At 66.4% G+C, this 18,007-nt stretch carries 11 protein-coding genes; 4 read left to right on the top strand and 7 right to left on the bottom strand.

All coding sequences use genetic code 11. From position 1 onward, the window contains the following. Nucleotides 1–171: 171 nt before the first annotated feature. The 4 genes from ASD82_RS11100 to ASD82_RS11085 all read left to right on the top strand — a co-directional run bounded on the left by ASD82_RS11100 (nucleotide 172) and on the right by ASD82_RS11085 (nucleotide 4,047). Nucleotides 172–1,596: a M20 family metallopeptidase gene (locus ASD82_RS11100; RefSeq protein WP_056717906.1), complete on the top strand. Its 1,425-nt coding sequence runs from the start codon at nucleotides 172–174 to the stop codon at nucleotides 1,594–1,596. Between the two features lie 57 nt (nucleotides 1,597–1,653). Then, complete coding sequence (locus tag ASD82_RS11095; RefSeq protein ID WP_056717905.1) at nucleotides 1,654–2,379, top strand: YggS family pyridoxal phosphate-dependent enzyme; 726 nt, start codon at nucleotides 1,654–1,656, stop codon at nucleotides 2,377–2,379. A 190-nt stretch (nucleotides 2,380–2,569) separates the two neighbouring features. Further along, nucleotides 2,570–3,295: a C40 family peptidase gene (locus ASD82_RS11090; RefSeq protein WP_056717904.1), complete on the top strand. Its 726-nt coding sequence runs from the start codon at nucleotides 2,570–2,572 to the stop codon at nucleotides 3,293–3,295. Between the two features lie 137 nt (nucleotides 3,296–3,432). Then, complete coding sequence (locus ASD82_RS11085) at nucleotides 3,433–4,047, top strand: rhomboid family intramembrane serine protease (protein WP_056717903.1); 615 nt, start codon at nucleotides 3,433–3,435, stop codon at nucleotides 4,045–4,047. A gap of 35 nt (nucleotides 4,048–4,082) precedes the next feature. Here ASD82_RS11085 and rapA read toward each other — a convergent pair whose 3' ends face one another. The 7 genes from rapA to ASD82_RS11050 all read right to left on the bottom strand — a co-directional run bounded on the left by rapA (nucleotide 4,083) and on the right by ASD82_RS11050 (nucleotide 17,692). After that, entirely contained in the window at nucleotides 4,083–6,923 is a 2,841-nt protein-coding gene (gene rapA / locus ASD82_RS11080) for an RNA polymerase-associated protein RapA (RefSeq protein ID WP_056717902.1), read from the bottom strand. Nucleotides 6,924–7,158: 235 nt separating this feature from the next. Continuing rightward, the gene (locus ASD82_RS11075; RefSeq protein ID WP_056717901.1) at nucleotides 7,159–7,836 is read right to left on the bottom strand and encodes a Fe2+-dependent dioxygenase; all 678 of its coding nucleotides are present in this window, start codon (nucleotides 7,834–7,836) and stop codon (nucleotides 7,159–7,161) included. Nucleotides 7,837–7,902: 66 nt separating this feature from the next. Then, entirely contained in the window at nucleotides 7,903–10,242 is a 2,340-nt protein-coding gene (locus tag ASD82_RS11070) for a catecholate siderophore receptor Fiu (protein WP_056717900.1), read from the bottom strand. Between the two features lie 373 nt (nucleotides 10,243–10,615). Then, a complete protein-coding gene (locus ASD82_RS11065) occupies nucleotides 10,616–12,739 on the bottom strand; it encodes a M13 family metallopeptidase (RefSeq protein ID WP_056717899.1) in 2,124 nt (707 codons plus the stop codon). Between the two features lie 217 nt (nucleotides 12,740–12,956). After that, the gene (locus tag ASD82_RS11060; protein ID WP_056717898.1) at nucleotides 12,957–15,071 is read right to left on the bottom strand and encodes a M13 family metallopeptidase; all 2,115 of its coding nucleotides are present in this window, start codon (nucleotides 15,069–15,071) and stop codon (nucleotides 12,957–12,959) included. A gap of 132 nt (nucleotides 15,072–15,203) precedes the next feature. Next, nucleotides 15,204–17,018, bottom strand: coding sequence for a M14 family metallopeptidase (locus ASD82_RS11055; protein ID WP_056717897.1), 1,815 nt, complete (start codon nucleotides 17,016–17,018; stop codon nucleotides 15,204–15,206). Continuing rightward, nucleotides 17,015–17,692: a DUF502 domain-containing protein gene (locus ASD82_RS11050; protein ID WP_056717896.1), complete on the bottom strand. Its 678-nt coding sequence runs from the start codon at nucleotides 17,690–17,692 to the stop codon at nucleotides 17,015–17,017. Before ASD82_RS11050 ends, ASD82_RS11055 begins: the two co-directional genes overlap by 4 nt. Between the last annotated feature and the right edge of the window lie 315 nt (nucleotides 17,693–18,007).

The following is an 18,007-nucleotide window of genomic DNA, read 5'->3' as shown; positions in this document are numbered from 1 at the left end:
GTGCCGTCGGCGAACTATCCCGCCGCCGCCCTGCCCCGCACAGTCGGAAGCGCGGCAGGCCGTGCGTGCGTGATCGTCGTGCGCCCGTGTGGGGCGCAGCCCGCCGGTTGTCGGTGCGACGGAAGCGCGCTGGTACAATGGCGCACTTGTCTGCCTGCTGGAGTAATACCGATGGATACTGCCCGCCTCTCGCGTTTTGTCAGTGGCCTCTGGGACGACGAGATCGTGCCGCAGCTGGTGGAATACATCCGCATTCCCAACAAGTCGCCGATGTTCGACAAGGACTGGGTGGCGCACGGCTACATGGATGCGGCAGTGAAGCTGATGGAAACCTGGGCGCGCTCCAAGCTGAGCCAGCTGCCGGGTGCCACGCTGGAAGTGGTGCGGCTGGAAGGGCGCACGCCGCTGATCTACATCGAAGTGCCGGGCACCGGCGACGACACCGTGATGCTGTACGGCCACCTGGACAAGCAGCCGGAGATGACCGGCTGGGCCGAGGGCCTCGGCCCGTGGACGCCGGTGATCAAGGGCGACAAGCTGTATGGCCGCGGTGGCGCCGACGACGGCTACGCGATCTTCGGCTCGCTGGCCGCCTTGCTGGCGCTGCACGAGCAGGGCATCCCCCACGCGCGCTGCGTGGTGATGATCGAGGCCTGCGAGGAATCGGGCAGTTACGACCTGCCGTTCTACGTCGACCACCTGGCCGAGCGGATCGGCAGCCCGTCGCTGGTGGTCTGCCTGGATTCGGGCTGCGGCAATTACGACCAGCTGTGGCTGACCACCTCGCTGCGCGGCATGACCGGCGGCAACCTCAGCGTGCAGGTGCTGGAAGAGGGCGTGCACTCGGGTGACGCCTCCGGCGTGGTGCCGTCCAGCTTCCGCATCCTGCGCGAACTGCTGTCGCGGCTGGAGGATCCGGCCACCGGCACGATCAAGCCGAAGGAGCTGTACGTCGACATCCCGCAGCAGCGCATCGACCAGGCCAAGCTGTCGGCCGAGGTGCTGGGCGACGACATCTACGACAAGTTCCCCTGGGTCGATGGCATGCAGCCGGTCACCAAGGACCTGGCCGAGCTGGTGCTCAACCGCACCTGGCGTCCGCAGCTGGCGGTCACCGGCATCGGCGGCATCCCGCCGCTGGAAAGCGCCGGCAACGTGCTGCGTCCGTTCACCTCGGTGAAACTGAGCCTGCGCGTGCCGCCCACGCTGAGCGGCGCCAAGGCCGGCGAGTTCGTCAAGCAACTGCTGGAGAAGGACCCGCCGTACGGCGCCAAGGTCACGTTCACCCTGGAAAAGGATGGCTCGGGCTGGAACGCGCCGGCGCTGTCGCCGTGGCTGGAACAGGCGGTCAGCGACGCCTCGCAGAACCACTTCGGCGCACCGGCCACCTACATGGGCGAGGGTGGCAGTATCCCGTTCATGGGTATGCTGGGCGAAAAATTCCCCCAGGCGCAGTTCCTGATCACCGGCGTGCTGGGGCCGCATTCCAACGCCCACGGTCCGAACGAGTTCCTGCACATCCCCACCGGCAAGAAGGTCAGCATGGTGGTGGCCGAGGTGGTGGCGAAGCACTTCGCGCAGGGCGCCAGGGGCTGAGCGCCGTTCTCCTTCTCCCCTCCAAGGGGGGAGGAGACGACCGTCACGGGCTTGCCCATGGATCATCCCCACCTCGCCGCCAACTGGTCCGACATCCGCAGCCGGGTGGATGAGGCCTGCCGTGCCGCCGGGCGCGACCCGGCCGAGGTCGACGTCCTCCCGGTCAGCAAGACCTTTGGGCCGGAGCTGATCCGGGCCGGCGTGGCGCTGGGCATGCACCGCTTCGGCGAGAACAAGGTGCAGGAGATCCGCGACAAGTCGCCGCTGCTGGCCGACTGCGGCATCGACTGGGTGATGATCGGCCACCTGCAGACCAACAAGGCGAAAGACGTGGCGCGGCTGGCCAGCGAAGTGCAGTCGCTGGACCGGCTGGAACTGGCCGAGGCACTGGATCGGCGGCTGCAGCACGAGGGTCGCGGCATCGACGTGCTGGTGCAGGTGAAGACCTCCGTCGAACCCAGCAAATACGGTCTCCCGCCTGAACAGCTGGCCGACTTCCTGAACGCCTTGCGCGGCTACGACAGCTTGCGCGTTCGTGGCCTGATGACCCTGGCCATCCACTCCGTCGAAGCTGACGAGGTACGGACCTGCTTCCGGCTGCTGCGCGAGCTGCGCGACCGCTCCATGCTGCAAGGTCATGATATTCCACGGTTATCCATGGGGATGAGCGGTGATTTCGGACTGGCCATCGCCGAAGGGGCGACTGAGGTGCGGATCGGCACGGCGATCTTCGGCCAGCGCTCCTACCCGGACTCGCACTACTGGCCCGAAGCCGGCGCCTGAGCCATTATTTCAATAGAAATCATTGGCTTGCATAAAGTGTGCGCGCTATCCCGATTTTTCGGAACGGCAGAGTTCAGTTAACCTCAATCCAACATCTGCACGCCATCTTCTTGTTAAGTTCACTCCATCGTCACGTCGTCGGCACCTGCTGCGCGGCCAATCCTGTGAACAACAAGGGATTTTTCCCAGCATGTCCTTCAAGCACCTGACTGCCGCCACCGCGCTCTTTTCCGTGCTGCTGGTTTCCGCTCCGCTTCAAGCGAAGTCCCTTGCTCCCCTCGCCGTCGTTGCCGGCCAGACCGCCACGGCGGCTTCCTCCGTGCTCGATGATGCCGCGATCGCGCGCGTCAGCGCACCGCTGCTGGGGCAGTTGCCGGTCTTCAATCCGACAGCCGGGCTGGCTCAGGCCGTGGTTCCCGACGCCGGCGCCATGATTGTCGAGAAGGCCGCCGTTGCCGCCGACACCAGCGGGCAGAGCGACGCCGCTGCCAAGGTCAGCGCCAACATCACCGACCTGCGCAAGTCGTTGCTGGTCGTGGCGATGGGCCTGCGCGACACCCGTTACGTCCGCGGCGGTCGCGACCCGTCCACCGGCTTCGACTGCAGCGGTTTCGTGCGTTACGTGTTCGCGCATGCGGTGGGCATGCAGCTGCCGCGCAACTCGGCCTCGCAGTTCCTGGCCGGCCTCAAGGTCAAGCGGGACGACATGCAGCCGGGCGACCTGGTGTTTTTCCGTACGCATGGCAAGCGCGCCATTTCGCACGTGGGCATCTACATCTCGAACGGCCGCTTCATCCACTCGCCGGCCACCGGCAAGTCGGTGGAGATCTCCAGCCTGAAGGAAGGCTACTGGGCCAAGCGCTTCGCCGGCGCCAAGCGCCCGGAAGCGATGGCGCAGGTCGCCGACAAGGGCTGAGCGCGGCCGCACACGTTTTCCGTGGAGCCGCCGCGAGGCGGCTTTTTTCTGCCTGCCGTGGCTGAACGAAAGCGGCGCGGCGCGGTCATCAAGCGAAGCCACCCACGCCTTGCCAAGGCACTCTCCGGAACCTGTTGATGCCTTTTGACCTGCCGCCCGTGACCCGCAACCTGCTGATCGCCAACGTCGCGGTGTTCCTGCTGCAGAAAGTGATGGGGCAGGTGCTGCTGATGAACTTCGCGCTGTGGCCGCTGGGCTCGGGCCTGTTCGGGGTGTGGCAGATCGTCACCAGCGCGTTCATGCATGGCAGCCTCGCCCACATCGCGTTCAACATGATCGCGCTGTACATGTTCGGCGGCACCATCGAGCGCACGTTCGGCGCACGCAATTTCACCATCTACTACTTCGTCTGCGCGATCTCCGCCTCGCTGTTGCAGCTGGCCGTGCTGTGGTTCTTTCCGGGCCAGGTCGGCCCCACGCTGGGCGCGTCGGGCGCGATCTTCGGCCTGCTGCTGGCGTTCGGCATGCTGTATCCGCAGGAGAAGGTGATGCTGATCTTCCTGCCGATCCCGATGCCGGCGTGGCTGTTCGTGAGCCTGTACGCGGCCGCGGAGCTGACCATGGGCGTGACCGGCATCGAACCGGGCGTCGCCCACTTCGCCCACCTCGGCGGCATGCTTGGCGGCATCGTGCTGATCCAGTACTGGCGCGGGCGGCTGCCGTGGAAGCCGCGGCGACGCCTGCTGCGCTGAGCGGTAAAGCAGCCCTGCGAAGTTCGGGGCCGGCGTCAGCGCAGGGCGAGGAAGTCCGCGCTGACCACGAAGCGTACGGCGTCCAGGCGCAGCCGTGACTGCGGCAGGGCGCCCAGCAGTTCGGAGCGTTCGGCGACGACCGCGGCGATTTCCGCCTCGCTGACCGACGGATTGACCGCACGCAGCGCCAGCAGCCGCGACAGCTCGGCGTCCAGCGTCGTTGTGGCCAGGTCGGTGGCTTCCTCGATCCGCGTCTTCGCCTGTACGCCGGCCAAGGCCTCGGCGCGCTCCAGCATCGGCGGCACCAGCTTGCCCAGGAACTTGCGGTAGCGCACCACCTCGATGTTGCGGTCGCCCGCCTTGCGCAGCGCGATGTCGCTGGGCTCGAAATCGGCGCGTTCGGCGAGTCGGGTGTCCACCGTGATCACGATCGGCAGGATCGGCAGGAAGCGCTCGGCGTCGAGCCGGCGATCGGCGACGCACTCGAGCAGGAACACCGCCTGCAGCAGCGCGCTGCGCGGCGGCAGCGCGTCGTCGACCATGAACGCGGCGTTGCCCTGCTCGCCGGACAGCGCCAGGTCCATCGCGCCGGCCACCAGCGGGTGGTCGAGCCGCAACAGCGGCAGTTCCTCGCGGGCCAGCGCCACGTCGCGCACGAAGGTGACCGATTGCGGACCGTCGGCGAAACCGGGCAGGGCATCGGTGGACAGGTATTGCGGATCGAGCAGCAGGACCTGACCGCCCAGCTCTTCCGGATGAATGCCGAACGCTTCCAGCAGGCGCTGCACGAAGGCGTCGCGGGCGGGGTCGTGGTCTTCGCGGGCGAACGCCTGCTGCAGTTCGTCGGCGTGCAGGTCGCGGGTGGCGGCCAGTTCCAGCAGGTGGTCGCGGCCACCGCGGATCAGCTCGGCCATCTGTTCATGGCTGGCATGGGTTTCGGCCAGCAAGGCGTCCAGTTCCTGGTCGCGGTTGTCGTCGCCGAGGGCGTGCTCGTCGGCCAGCCGGGTCAGCAGCTCGCCGTAGCGGCGCAGCAGTTCGCGGCCGTCGGCCGGGCTCATGCGGAACGCGTCGACGCCTTCGTCGTACCAGCGGGCCAGCACGTGCTGGGCGCTGTCGGCCACGGCCAGGATGTGGATGTTGATGTCGTGCTTCTGGCCGATGCGGTCGAGTCGACCGATGCGCTGTTCGAGCAGGTCGGGGTCCAGCGGCAGATCCCACAGGATCAGCCGGTGCGCGAACTGGAAGTTGCGCCCCTCCGAGCCGATCTCCGAACACAGCAGCAATCGCGCGCCGTCAGGCTGGGCGAAGTAGGCGGCGTTGCGGTCGCGCTGGATGATGCCGAGGCCTTCGTGGAAGCGCGCCACGCCGACGCCGCTGCGGGTGCGCAGCACTTCTTCCAGCGCCAGCACCTTGGCCTGGCTGCGGCAGATCAGCAGGAACTTGTCCTGCGGGTGTTGCTCCAGCAGGCCGATCAGCGCATCCACCCGCGGGTCGGCGCTGTAGTCGACCTCGATCAGCGCCGGCGGCTGCAGGATGTCGGCATGGAACTCGGCCAGCAGCGACTGGCGCGTGCTTTCGTCCACCGTGTCCGCGTCCAGCAGGTGCCATTCGGGCAAGCGCTTCGGGAAGCCGCCCACGCCGGCGCGGTTGTTGCGGAACATCGCGCGGCCGGTGCCGTGGCGATCGATCAGCGCGGCCAGCAGTTCGCGGGCATTGGCCGGGCTGGTCGAGTCGGCCAGTCGCTCGGTGAGCGCCGCGTCGCCGTGGAAGGCGTCGGCGAGGGTGGCGCGCTGCAGGTCGTCCAGCGGCTCGCCGTCGAGCAGCCGGTCGGCGATCTTCGACAGCGCCTGGTAGGTATCGGCCTCGGCCAGATAGCCGTCCAGATCGTGGTAACGCTGGGGGTCGAGTAGGCGCAGGCGGGCGAAGTGGCCGCTGCGGCCGAGCTGTTCGGGGGTGGCGGTGAGCAGGATCACGCCGGGAATCGCTGCGGCCAGTTGCTCCACCATCGTGTAGCGCGGGCTGGCCGCTTCCGGCGACCACGCCAGGTGATGGGCTTCGTCCACCACCAGCAGGTCCCACGGCGCTTCCAGCAATTGCTTCGCATATTTCGGCGAGCTTTCCAGGAAGCCGAAGTCGGCGATCACCAGTTGCTCGTCCTCGAACGGATTGCCGGCGTCGCCGGTCTGTTCGAGTGCCTCGCAGCGCTCCTCGTCGTAGATCGCGAAGCTGAGGTTGAAGCGGCGCAGCATCTCCACGAACCACTGGTAGACCAGGGTGTCGGGCAACAGCAGCAGCACCCGCGAGGCGCGGCCGGTGGCAAGCTGGCGCGCGATGATCATGCCCGCCTCGATGGTCTTGCCCAGGCCGACCTCGTCGGCCAGCAGCACGCGGGGCGGCCGACGGGCGGAGGCAATCCCGGCCACGCGCAGCTGGTGCGGCACCAGTCCGATCCGCGCGGCGCCCAGGCCCCACATCGGCGAACGGCGCGCCTCGGCGCGCCGCTTCAGGCCTTCCAGGCGCAGCTCGAAGTGCGCCACGGTGTCGGTGCGGCCGCCGATCAGGCGGTCGTCGGCCTGGCTCACGCTCTGCTCGTCGTCGAGCTGGCCTTCCTCCAGTTCGCGCCCTTCGCCCCGATAGATCAGCAGTTCATCGCGGATCTCCACCCGCTCGACCAGGAACGCGATGCCCTTGCCGGCCACGCGCTGGCCGGCGCGGAACTCGGCGCGCAGCAGCGGCGCCGAATCCATCGCGTAGGGGCGCAGCACCCCGGCCTTGGCGAACAGCACCTGCACGCCGCGTCCCTCGACGCGCAGTACGGTGCCGAGGCCGAGCTCGGGTTCGGCGGAGGAGATCCAGCGTTGACCAGGAACAAACATGTTTCAGCCGCGTTTTGCAGGGGGTCGACAATTATCCGCTCCGCGGCGCGCGGTGGGAACCGTTGTCTGCAGTCGTCCCGGCTCAGCGCCTGTGAAGAAAACCACTTCCTGTGGTTTTCTTCCATCGCATGTCCGATACATGCCCGGACGTGCTTACGCGAATCAGTCACTTGCGTGACTGCTCCACGACCGGCCGTCCGTGGCCGGCCTGAGAGGTTGAAAAACTCACAACCTCTCAGGTCTCTGACCACTGCCGCAGCAGGTTGTGGTAGACGCCGGTCAGTTGCAGCACCGCCGCCGGGTCGGCAGCCGTCTGCGTCAGGCGCTGGATCGAGCTGTCCAGTTCGAACAGCAGGCGACGGCGGCTGTCGTCGCGGACCAGGCTTTGCACCCAGAAGAACGAGGCCACCCGCGCGCCGCGGGTCACCGGGGTGACCCGGTGCAGGCTGCTGGACGGGTAGACGATCAGGTCGCCAGCCGGCAGCTTTACCTCGTGCTCGCCGTAGGTGTCGTTGACGATCAGCTCGCCGCCGTCGTATTCGTCCGGTTCGCTGAGGAACAGCGTGCAGGACACGTCGCTGCGCAACTGCGCGTCGGCGGACAGCGCCATCACCGCGCCATCGACGTGGAAACCGTATTCGCCGCCGCCTTCGTAGCGGTTGAAGCGGGGCGGCAACGCGCGCAATGGCAAGGTCGCCGCGTGATACAGCGGGTTGCCGGCCAGAACGCGCAGGATCAGCTGGCCCAGTTGCAGGCGCAGCGGCGACGCATCCGGCAGTTGCCGGTTGCGCTTGACCTTCGCCCCCTGCGCGCCGACGGTCTCGCGGCCGTCGGTCCAGTCCGCTGCATCCAGTTCCGCGCGGATCCGGGCCACCTGTTCGTCAGTGAGTACGTCGGGGATGTGCAGCAGCATGGCGGTTTCCTGAAACCCTGCTCCGGCTGGAGCAGGGGCGTGCGACGCGGGATCAGAACATGCAGATCAGAAGCGGATGTTGGCAGTGAGCATCGCCGCGCGCGGCGTGCCCGGGGTGTAACGGTAGCCGCTCTTGTTGATCGCCGCGACGTAGTCCCTGTCGAACAGGTTGTACAGGTTCAACTGCAGGTCGAAATGCTTATTGACCGGATAGCTGGCCATCGCGTCGAACACCCAGTACGCCTCGGTGAACGCCGGCGTGCCGATCGCGCCGTCGGTGCCGCGCTTCATTTCGCCGGCATAACGGGCACCGCCGCCGATGGTGAGGTTGAACGGCAGGTGGTAGGTGGTCCAGGCGGTGAACGCGCTCTTCGGCGTATAGGCCAGGTCGCTGGAACCGTCGTTGGCGACGGCCTTGCCGTTGGTCACCCTGGCGTCCATCGTGGTGTAACCGGCGCTGACCGCCCAGTTGTCGGTGAGCTTGCCGACCATGCTCAGCTCGATGCCCTGCACGCGCTTCTCGCCGACCTGGTAATACTGCAGGTCGACCGGGTCCTGCACCAGGTCATTGGTGACGGTGGTGCGGTACAACGCGCCGGTCAGCAGCAGTCTCTCGCCGAGCAGGTCCCACTTGCTGCCCAGCTCGACGGTGCGGGCCTTCTGCGGATCGAAGTTGGGGTTGTCGGCGCTGTTGGCCGAACCGCTCAGGGTCAACGTGTTGCCGCCCGGCGGCTCCTGCGACACGGCAAAGTTCGCATAGATGCTGCCATTGGCGGCCGGCTTGTACAGCACGCCGAGCTTGTAGCTGGGCAGGTTGCCGGACTTGTCGGCGTCCACGCCCGGCAGCACGCTGCCGGCGGGCAGGGTGCCGCAGGCCGGGGCGTTGCGGGAGCCGCAGACGACCATGCTGTCAAAGTCGGTCTGGTAGTGGTCCAGGCGCAGGCCGGCATTGACCTGCCACTGCTCGTTGAACTTCAGCGTGTCGAACAGGTAGGCCGCTTCGGTATCGGTCTGGCCATGCGTGTCGGCGCCGTTGCTGCCGTAAAGCAGCCCGCTGACGTCGGCCTCGGGGTGGTAGAGATTCGCGGCGGGCCAGGCGCTGCCGGCGAGGGTGGCCATGCCGATGGTGTCGGCCTTTTCGCGGGTCAGCTCGATGCCGGCGCTGAGGTTGTGCGTGACGCTGCCGGTGTCGAAGCTGGCGGTGAGGTTGGTCTGGTTGGTGACGATGCGGTTGGTCTGGTTCTTGTACGTCGGCAGGCTGCGCGCGATGGTCCAGGTCGAGGAATCGGCGGCGTCCGGGGTGAGCAGGTTGGCGGCGTCGCCGCGGAACGAGGTCAGCAGGTAGTCCTGGTGGGTGCGGCCCCAGCGCGTGGTGTTGTGCAACGCCACGTCGGTCGTGAAGTCGTGCTCGACGATGACGGTGAACATGTCCGCCTTGACGTCGTCATGGTCGGAGGTGGTGCCGTAGAAGTTCGACGGATCGACCCTCGGCGCGTCGGCGAGAAACGGCCGGGTGGCATCCGGGCTGCTGTATCCGGGCAGGCCCAAGGTTGGCACGCCGCCGTCGGGCAGGTTGTTCTGCTGCACGTGCAGGAAGTCGATGTAGACCCGGGTCGGCGTCTTCAGGCCGAACGCCAGCGACGGCGCGACGCCCCAGCGGTTGGCTTCGACCTTGTCGCGCCCCGGCGAGCCGCTGTCCTGGCCCATCAGGTTGAGGCGGAATGCGGAGGTGGCGCCCAGGGTCTGGTTCCAGTCGGCGGTGGCGCGGCGGTGCTGGCCGCTGCCGTAGCCGATCGATCCGGAGATGCCGTCGCCCAGTTGCGGCTGCTTGCTGGCCAGGTTCACCGAGCCGGTGGGCGCGGTGCGGCCGTAGTCGGTGCCGGCCGGACCCTTGGCCACTTCCACCTGTTCGATGTTGAACACGTCGCGCGAGATCGAGCCGAGGTCGCGCACGCCGTCCACGAAGATGCTGCCCGAGGTGTCGAAGCCGCGCATGTAGATGCTGTCGCCGGTGTTGGTGCTGCCGTTCTCGCCGACGTAGAAGGTGCCCACGCCCGGGCTGTTGCGCAGCGCTTCGGTCAGCGTGGTGGCGCCCTGCTGCTGGATCAGTTCCTTGGTGATCACGCTGATGGTCTGCGTGGTGTCCAGCAGCGGCTGGGTGTATTTCGGCGAGGACAGCTTGTCGACGCGGTAGTCGTTGCCGGTGACCGCTTCCACCTGCACGCCGGGCAGGCTCTTGGCCTGCGCCACTTGCGCGCCGGTGAAATCAGCGGGCGTGGTATCCGTGGCGGCCGCAGGAAATGCCAGCGCCAGGCCGGTGAACAGGGTTGCCGCCTTCAGCGCGCACGTCGTCGGGACCTGCCGCCGCGAGGCGACGGGATGCTTGCGCGATTTGATCGGGGTCATGAGAGCTCCATGGGTGAACGGGGTTTGCATGCGGACAGGGCCTGGCGGGTCTGGCGCATGCAAAGGTCTTGCATTGGCTGGATGCAGGTTTCGGGGCCAGCCGAACGCGCACCGAAGCAAATCAGCGTGCGTCGTGTCGTCCGACGGGAAACAACCTGGAAATGGCGAACATTCCGGCTTGCTGCGCGAATGCGCTGGCGGCCGGAGAAGGTGCCTAAGATACTTTAATGAGAATGATTTGCAATACCCGACAAGCCCGCATTTGCCATCTCGCGCTGCAACGGCGGGGCGCACACCATGAAAAAGGCCCCGCATTCGCATGCGGGGCCTTCGTTTCAAGCCGCGATGGATTGCGGTCGGTGTCGATATGGAATTACCAGATCTTCACCTGTTTGTCGGCCGGGGCCACCATCGCGTCGCCGCTCTTGCACTGGAACGCGCTGGCGAAGGTCGGCATGTTGGACGGCGCGCCCATCGCGCGGAACTTCATCGGCGAGTGCGGATCGGCATTCAGATAGACCATCTGCGCCTTTTCGCGGATGTCGCCACGCCACACACGGGCCCAGTTCAGGAAGAAGCGCTGGTCCTGGGTGTAGCCCTCGATCTTCGAGGCCGCTTCGGTCGGGTTCTTCTTCAGCGCGGTCTGCAGCGCGTCATAGGCGATGTTGAGGCCGCCCAGGTCGGCGATGTTCTCGCCCAGGGTCAGCTTGCCGTTGACGTGCAGCTCGGGGTGGTCGGCCAGCGGCGCGTAGCCGTTGAACTGATCGACCAGCTTGCCGGTGCGGGCTTCGAACTGCTTCTTGTCCGCGTCGCTCCACCAGTTGAGGTTGTTGCCGTCGCCGTCGAACTGGCTGCCCTGGTCGTCGAAGCCGTGGCTGGCCTCGTGGCCGATCACCGCGCCGATGCCGCCGTAGTTGATCGCGTCATCCGCCTTCGCATCGAAGAACGGCGGCTGCAGGATCGCGGCCGGGAAGTTGATCGTGTTGTCGGTGGGGTTGTAGTACGCGTTGACCGTCTGCGGGGTCATGCCCCAGTCCTGGCGGTCGGTCGGCTTGCCGATCTTGGCGATGTCGTACTCGTAGTTGAACTTCGACGCCGCCTGCATGTTGGCGTAGTAGCTGTCCTTGGTGATGGTCAGGCCATCCCAGTTGCGCCAGGTTTTCGGATAACCGATTTTCGGCAGGAACTTGGACCATTTGTCCAGCGCCTTGGTCTTGGTCTCCGCGCTCATCCAGTCGAGGTTCTCGATGCGCGTCTTCAACGCATCACGCACGTTGGTGACCAGCTCTTCGGCACGAGCCTTGGCTTCCGGGGTGAAGTACTTGGCCACGTACAGTTCGCCCAGCGCCATGCCCATCGCGCCGTTGACCGAACCCAGCGAACGCTTCCACTGCGGCTGCTGCTGCGGCTGGCCGCGCAGGGTCTTGCCGTAGAAATCGAACTGCGCATCGACGAACGGTTCGGACAGGGCAGCGGCCGAGTTGGAGATCGTGCGGGCCTTCAGGTAGGCCTTCCATTCGTCCATCGGCGCGCTGGCGAGCAGCTTGTCGAACTCGGCGAAGAACTTCGGCTGCGACAGCGAGAAGCCCTTGTCGATGGTGACGCCCTGCGCCTTGAAGAACGCGTTCCAGTCGAAGTGCGGGGTGACCTTGTTCGCTTCAGCCACGGTCGCGAAGTGGTACTGGTTCTCCGGCTTGCGCATTTCCACCCGCGGGATGGAGTGCTGCGCCAGGTCGGTCTCGAACTTCATCGCCAGCGCGGCCTGCTTGCCGGCGTCGGCAGCGCTGCTGCCGGTCATCTCGAACAGCTTGGCGAGGTACTTGACGTAGGCGTCGCGTACTTCCTTGTTCTTCGCATCGGTGTAGTAGTCCGGCGTGGGCAGGCCGAGGCCGCTCTGCTCGGTGTAGGCGATCTGGATCTTGGCGTCCTTGAAGTCGGCGCCCGAACCGAAGTTGAACACCGCGCCGTCGCCCTTGGCGAAGGACTGGTTCAGCCAGGTCGAAAGCTCCTTGTTGGACTTCAGCGCGTCGATGCCGGCCAGGTCGGCCTTGATCGGCTCGAAGCCGGCCTTGTTGCGCGCGTCCATGTCCATGCTGGAGTGGTACAGCCAGCCGATCTTCTGCTCGATCGAACCGGCCTTGGCGCTGTCGGCGTTCTTTTCCGCGTCGTCCACCAGCTGGTGCTGGTCGGCCAGGCTCTTCTCGTGCAGCACGCTGAAGGCGCCCCACACGGTCTGGTCGGCCGGGATCGGGTTGGCCTTGACCCATTTCGCGTTGACGAAGCCGTTGAAGTCCTGGCAGGCCAGCGCGCTGTCGCCCAGTTCGCTGACGTCGAAGATGCTCTTGCCGAGGTCGGCCGCGGCGGTGGTGCCGGCCGCTGCCGGCGCGGTGCTGGCCGGCGCCGGCGCGTTGTCGGCGGCGTCGTGCTTGCCGCAGGCGGCCAGCGCCAGGCTGACGGCGAGCGCCAGTGCCACGGGCTTCAGATACTGCTTGGTCATGGATGTCCCTTGTAAGTGGTGGTGAGTGTGCTTGTTCGGCCGCGTCACAAGTCCCCCCGGACGCGGACGCATGCCCATCCACGCTAGGCCAAACGTCATGGGCCAGACAGTGTCAAAGGTCAGGGGCGCCGACCGGGAAAAAAAGGCCCCGCATCTGCATGCGGGGCCCTGGGGTCGCATCAGGTCGCGATGCATCGCGACCTGGATGACCGCCGGATTACCAGATCTTCACCTGCTTGTCGTCGCCGCGCACCATCGCGTCGCCAGGCTTGCACTGGAACGCGGTGGCGAACGCCGGCATGTTCGACGGCGCGCCGATCGCGCGCAGCGAGGCCGGTGCATGCGGATCGGTGTTCAGGCGCAGCAGCGCCTGCTTCTCGCGGATGTTGCCGCGCCACACGCGGGCCCAGTTGAGGAAGAAGCGCTGGTCCTCGGTGTAGCCGTCGATCTTCTTGCCCGCTTCCTCCGGGTGCTGCTTCAGGGCTGCCTGCAGCGCGTCGTAGGCCACGTTCAGGCCGCCCAGGTCGGCGATGTTCTCGCCCAGGGTCAGCTTGCCGTTGACGTGCGCGTCCGGCTGGTCCTTGATCGGCGTGTAGTCGTTGAACTGCTGCACCAGCTTGGCGGTGCGGGCGTCGAACTTGGCACGGTCGGCCTCGCTCCACCAGTTGACGTTGTTGCCGGCACCGTCGAACTGGCTGCCTTCGTCGTCGAAGCCGTGGCTGGCCTCGTGGCCGATCACCGCGCCGATGCCGCCGTAGTTGATCGCGTCGTCCGCCTTGGCGTCGAAGAACGGCGGCTGCAGGATCGCGGCCGGGAAGTTGATCGTGTTGTCGGTCGGGTTGTAGTACGCGTTGACCGTCTGCGGGGTCATGCCCCATTCCTTGCGGTCGGTCGGCTTGCCGATCTTGGCGATGTCGTACTCGTAGTTGAACTTGCCGGCCGCTTCGAGGTTGGCGTAGTAGTTGTCCGGCACGATCGCGAGGCCGGTCCAGTCGCGCCACTTGTCCGGGTAGCCGATCTTGGGCAGGAAGGTGTCCCACTTGGCGATCGCCTTGGCCTTGGTCTCGTCGCTCATCCAGTCGAGGTTCTGGATGCGTGCCTTCAGCGCGTTGCGCACGTTGGTCACCAGCTCCTCGGCGCGGCTCTTCGCTTCGGGGGTGAACTCGGTCTTGACGTACAGCTCGCCCAGCGCCATGCCCATCGAGCCGTTGACCGCGCCCAGCACCTGCTTCCAGCGCGGCTTCTGCTCCGGCTGGCCCGACAGCGTCTTGCCGTAGAAGGCGAACTTGTTGTCGCGGAAATTCTTGCTCAGCGCGTCGGAGGCGTCATCGATGGTGTGGAAGCGCAGGTAGGCCTGCCACTGGCTGACCGGTGCGCTGGCCAGCAGCTTGTCGAACTCGGCGAAGAACTTCGGCTGCGACAGCGAGAAGCCCTTGTCGATGGTCACGCCCTGGGCCTTGAAGAAGTTCTCCCAGTTGAAGTGCGGGGTGACCTTGTTCGCTTCGGCGACGCTGACGAAGTGGTACTGGTTTTCCGGTGTGCGCAGTTCCACCGGTGCCAGCGACGCGGCAGCCAGCTTCGTCTCGAACGCCATCACTTCATCGGCCTGCTTCTTCGCGTCGGCGGCGGACACGCCGGTCAGCTGCAGCGTCTTGGCGATGTAGTCGAGGTAGGCCTTGCGCAGGTCAGCCTGCTTCGGGTCGGTGTAGTAATCCTTGGTCGGCAGGCCCAGGCCCGCCTGGAAGGTGTAGCCGATCTGGGTTTCGGCGTGCTTGAAGTCGGCGCCGGAGCCGAACTGGAACACCTGCATGTCGCCTTCGGCGAAGCTCTTGTCGAGGTATCCGGCCACGTCCTTGCCGTTCTTCAGCTGGTCGATCGCGGCCAGCTTCGGTTTGATCGGATCGAAGCCGGCCTTGTCGATGGCAGCTTCGTCCATGCCGGACTTGTACAGGTTGCCGATCTTCTGCTCGATCGAGCCGGCGGCGGCCTGGTCGGCGCCCTTGGCGGCGTCCTCGACGATGGTGTGCTGGGTGTTCAGGCTGTCCTCGGCCAGCTTGTCGAACGCGCCCCAGCGGGTGCGGTCGGCCGGGATCGGGTTGGCGGCCACCCACTGGCTGTTGACGAAGCCGTTGAAGTCGGCGCAGGCGTTGATCTTCGGGTCCAGTTCGCTGACGTCGAAGATGCTCTTGCCGAGGTCGGCTGCCGCGGTGGTGGCGGCTGCGGCGGGCGCGCTAGTGCTGGCGGCCGGCGCCGACTCCTGCTTGCCGCAGGCGGTCAGGGCAAGCGCCACGCTGATCGCCAGCGCGATGGGCTTCAGATACTGCTTGGTCATGGATATCCCTCTGTATGGATGGATGCCGGCGGTGGCCGGGGAGCTTTCATGATCGTGCCTCCGCGTTCCCCCCGGCGGCCGTCAAGACCGCCGACGCTAGGCCAAACGTCATGGGCGATACAGTGTCATAGGTCAGGGGTGGGCAGGGGAAGCCTGGCCCGGCAGTGCCTTGAGCTGCGCCGGGTCCAGCCGCAGCACCGGGTAGGCGCCCACGTGCTGGTCGGCGTACCAGGGCGAGCGCTGGAAAAACCAGTGCAGCCTGGCGTAACCGTTGGCGGCGAAGGCGGGGTCGTCGTGCAGCTTCTGTTCGAACGAGGCCTTCAGTGCGGGGTCCTTCGCCATCATCTCGCGCGCCAGTTTTTCCAGCACGCGCGGTTCGCCGTATTCCTTGGCCTCGAAGACCGCATCGAGGTCACCCCACTGCAGCAGCGAATCGGGCGCCTGCGGTTCGAGCAGGTTGATCGCCACGTTGGCCGCCCGCTGGTTCATCGGCACGATCACCGAACCGGCCGGCAGGGTGGCTTCGCGCGGCACGGGATGCAGCTTGAAGTCGCGCAGCATCACGTGCCCTTCGAACGACTTGTTCGCCCACTGCGGGTCATCCAGCTGATAGCTCGTCGCGTGGATCGTCATCGGCGCGCGGGTGCGCCGGTACACGATGCCGTGCGCGTCGAGCTTGTCGATGATCTGCGTCCACTGCACGGGCACCACGTAGGCCGCCGGCGGCGTCACGGAAATGGCCGGCAGCAGGCCATTCCAGTTCGGGATGGTGTACGTCTTCGGCTGGCTCGGGTCGTAGCGGATCCACGGGTTGTTGGAGATGTCGCTCGCGGTCAGCGTGAACGCAAAACCCTTCAGCGTGTACGGCGTGGATTGCGGATCGGGCCTGAACGTGAGCGGCACCGTGGCGTCCGCGTCGGCGGCGCGAGCGACGGTATCGGCATCGGCCTTCGCGGTGGCGGCGAGCAGGGCGGCGGGATGGCGGTTGACCTGCTCCAGCATCAGCTCGACCAGGTCGTACACGGCGTGCACGCGGTTCGCATAGGACTTCAACATGTGCGTTTCGATCAGCAGCGCCGGCCGGTTCTGCAGCGCCGCGTAGCCGGTGGAAAAGCGCGGTCCCGAACCGAAGTTCACGATGCCCTTGCGTGGATCGGCGCCGTCCTTGAACTCCAGGTAGATCGAGGCGAGGTGGCCGCGCTTCTCGTACGCCGGCAGCGCGTGCCTGACGATCGTGTCCTGCTGCCACTGGCTCACCGCCGGATCGAGCTTGTGCGGGTCCTCGGTGTACCAGGTGAGGTCGTACTGGTAGTCCGCGCCGTCGGTGGTGTGCACGTCGATCAGGAAATCCGGCAGCCACTGCTGCCACAGCTTCAGCCACGCGCGCATTTCTGGCGCATCGGCCTTGACGTAGTCGCGGTTGAGGTTGAGGTACTGCGACTGGCCGCGGAAGCCCATGCTGGCCGGGCCGTTCTGGTTGATGCGGTGGTACGGGCTGGAATTCTCGTGGCCATCCACGCTGAACACAGGGATGTAGACCAGCACCACGTGATCGAGCACGTGCGGATACTTCTTCGTGATCGCGATATCGCGCAGCAGCATCAGCCCCGCGTCCTTGCCCTCGATCTCGCCCGGATGGATGCCGGCCTGCACCAGCACCACCGGCTTGTGCGCCGCGCGCGCGGCGGCCGGGTCGAACGTGCCGTCGGCGCTGGCGATCACCACCGTCATCGGGCGGCCTTCAGGCGTGCTGCCGAAGGTTTCTAGATGGATCATTCCCGGCGCCGCCTGCTGCAGCCGCTGCAGGTAGGTCAGCGTGTCGGCGTAGCTCGGGGTGGTGCGGAACTGCGCGGCTTCCGCCGGCGTGGTCCAGTCAGTGTCGGCGGCATGAGCGCCGCACGCCGCTGCGCCGAGCAGGGCGAAACACAGGAAGTGGCGGAGATTCATGCGTGCGGCTCCGGGGTGTCCTGGCGCAACTGGGGTGGCGAGGCCGGCAAGGTGTCGGGCGCCACCGCGCCGCCGGAAATGATGAAGGCCATCGCCTGGTCCATGGTCCAGTCGGTCGGCGTCAGCTCGTCCACCGGCACCAGTTCCAGATAGCCGCCGGTGGGGTTGGGCGTGGTCGGAATATAGACGGCCGCCATCTCCCGACCGCTGCCCTCCTCGATCATCACTCGGGTGACGAAACCCACCACCTTCATGCCGCGACGGGGAAAGTCGATTAGCACCACCCGCTGCATGCCGCTGGGCTTGTTCTGCAGCACCGCCATCAGCTTCTTGGTGCCGCCGTAGATCGTCTGCACCAGCGGGATGCGTGCCAGCAACCCGTCGAACGCCGTGATGAAGCGCTGGCCGATCACCCGGTTCGCAATGAAGCCGAGCAGGTACAGCGCCACCAGGGTGATCACCAGCGCAAGAATGAAATTCAGCCACTCCATGTTCAGCGACTCGGCGGTGCGCGGTGCCACCAGCGCCAGCGTGCCGAGCAAACCCGCCACCAGCGGTGCGCCGATGCCGGCCAGCATCCCGAGAATGAACTTGAACACCAGCCAGGTCACCCACAGCGGGATGAAGGTGAGCAGGCCGGTGAGCAGGTAGCGCTTGACGCGAAACGGTCGCATGGGATGATGGTCCGGGATGCGGGGGGATGCCTGCATTGTAGGTGGGGGCGAGTCGCCGCGTCGCCGGTCGGTAACGGGCGCGCCCTGTGCGCGATGCCTTTGCTTTGCTTGCCTGCGGCGCTAAGAGCAAAAGCTTTCGTCTGCCTACGGCAGCCGAGCCACCTTTCTCTGTGTGGCCAGAGAAACGTTGCCCAAAGAGAGGCCACCCCGCTTCCGCGCCTTGCGGACGTCCTGTCCGCAAGGTTCGCGAGTCGGGGCCGGGCTTTTCGACAGGGCATCCTGCCCTGGCGAAAAGGAGCCGACATCCCTGTCGGC

The sequence above is a fragment of the Rhodanobacter sp. Root179 genome, from assembly GCF_001428465.1.
Lineage (GTDB): Bacteria > Pseudomonadota > Gammaproteobacteria > Xanthomonadales > Rhodanobacteraceae > Rhodanobacter.
This window is presented reverse-complemented; position numbering and strand designations above follow the sequence as displayed.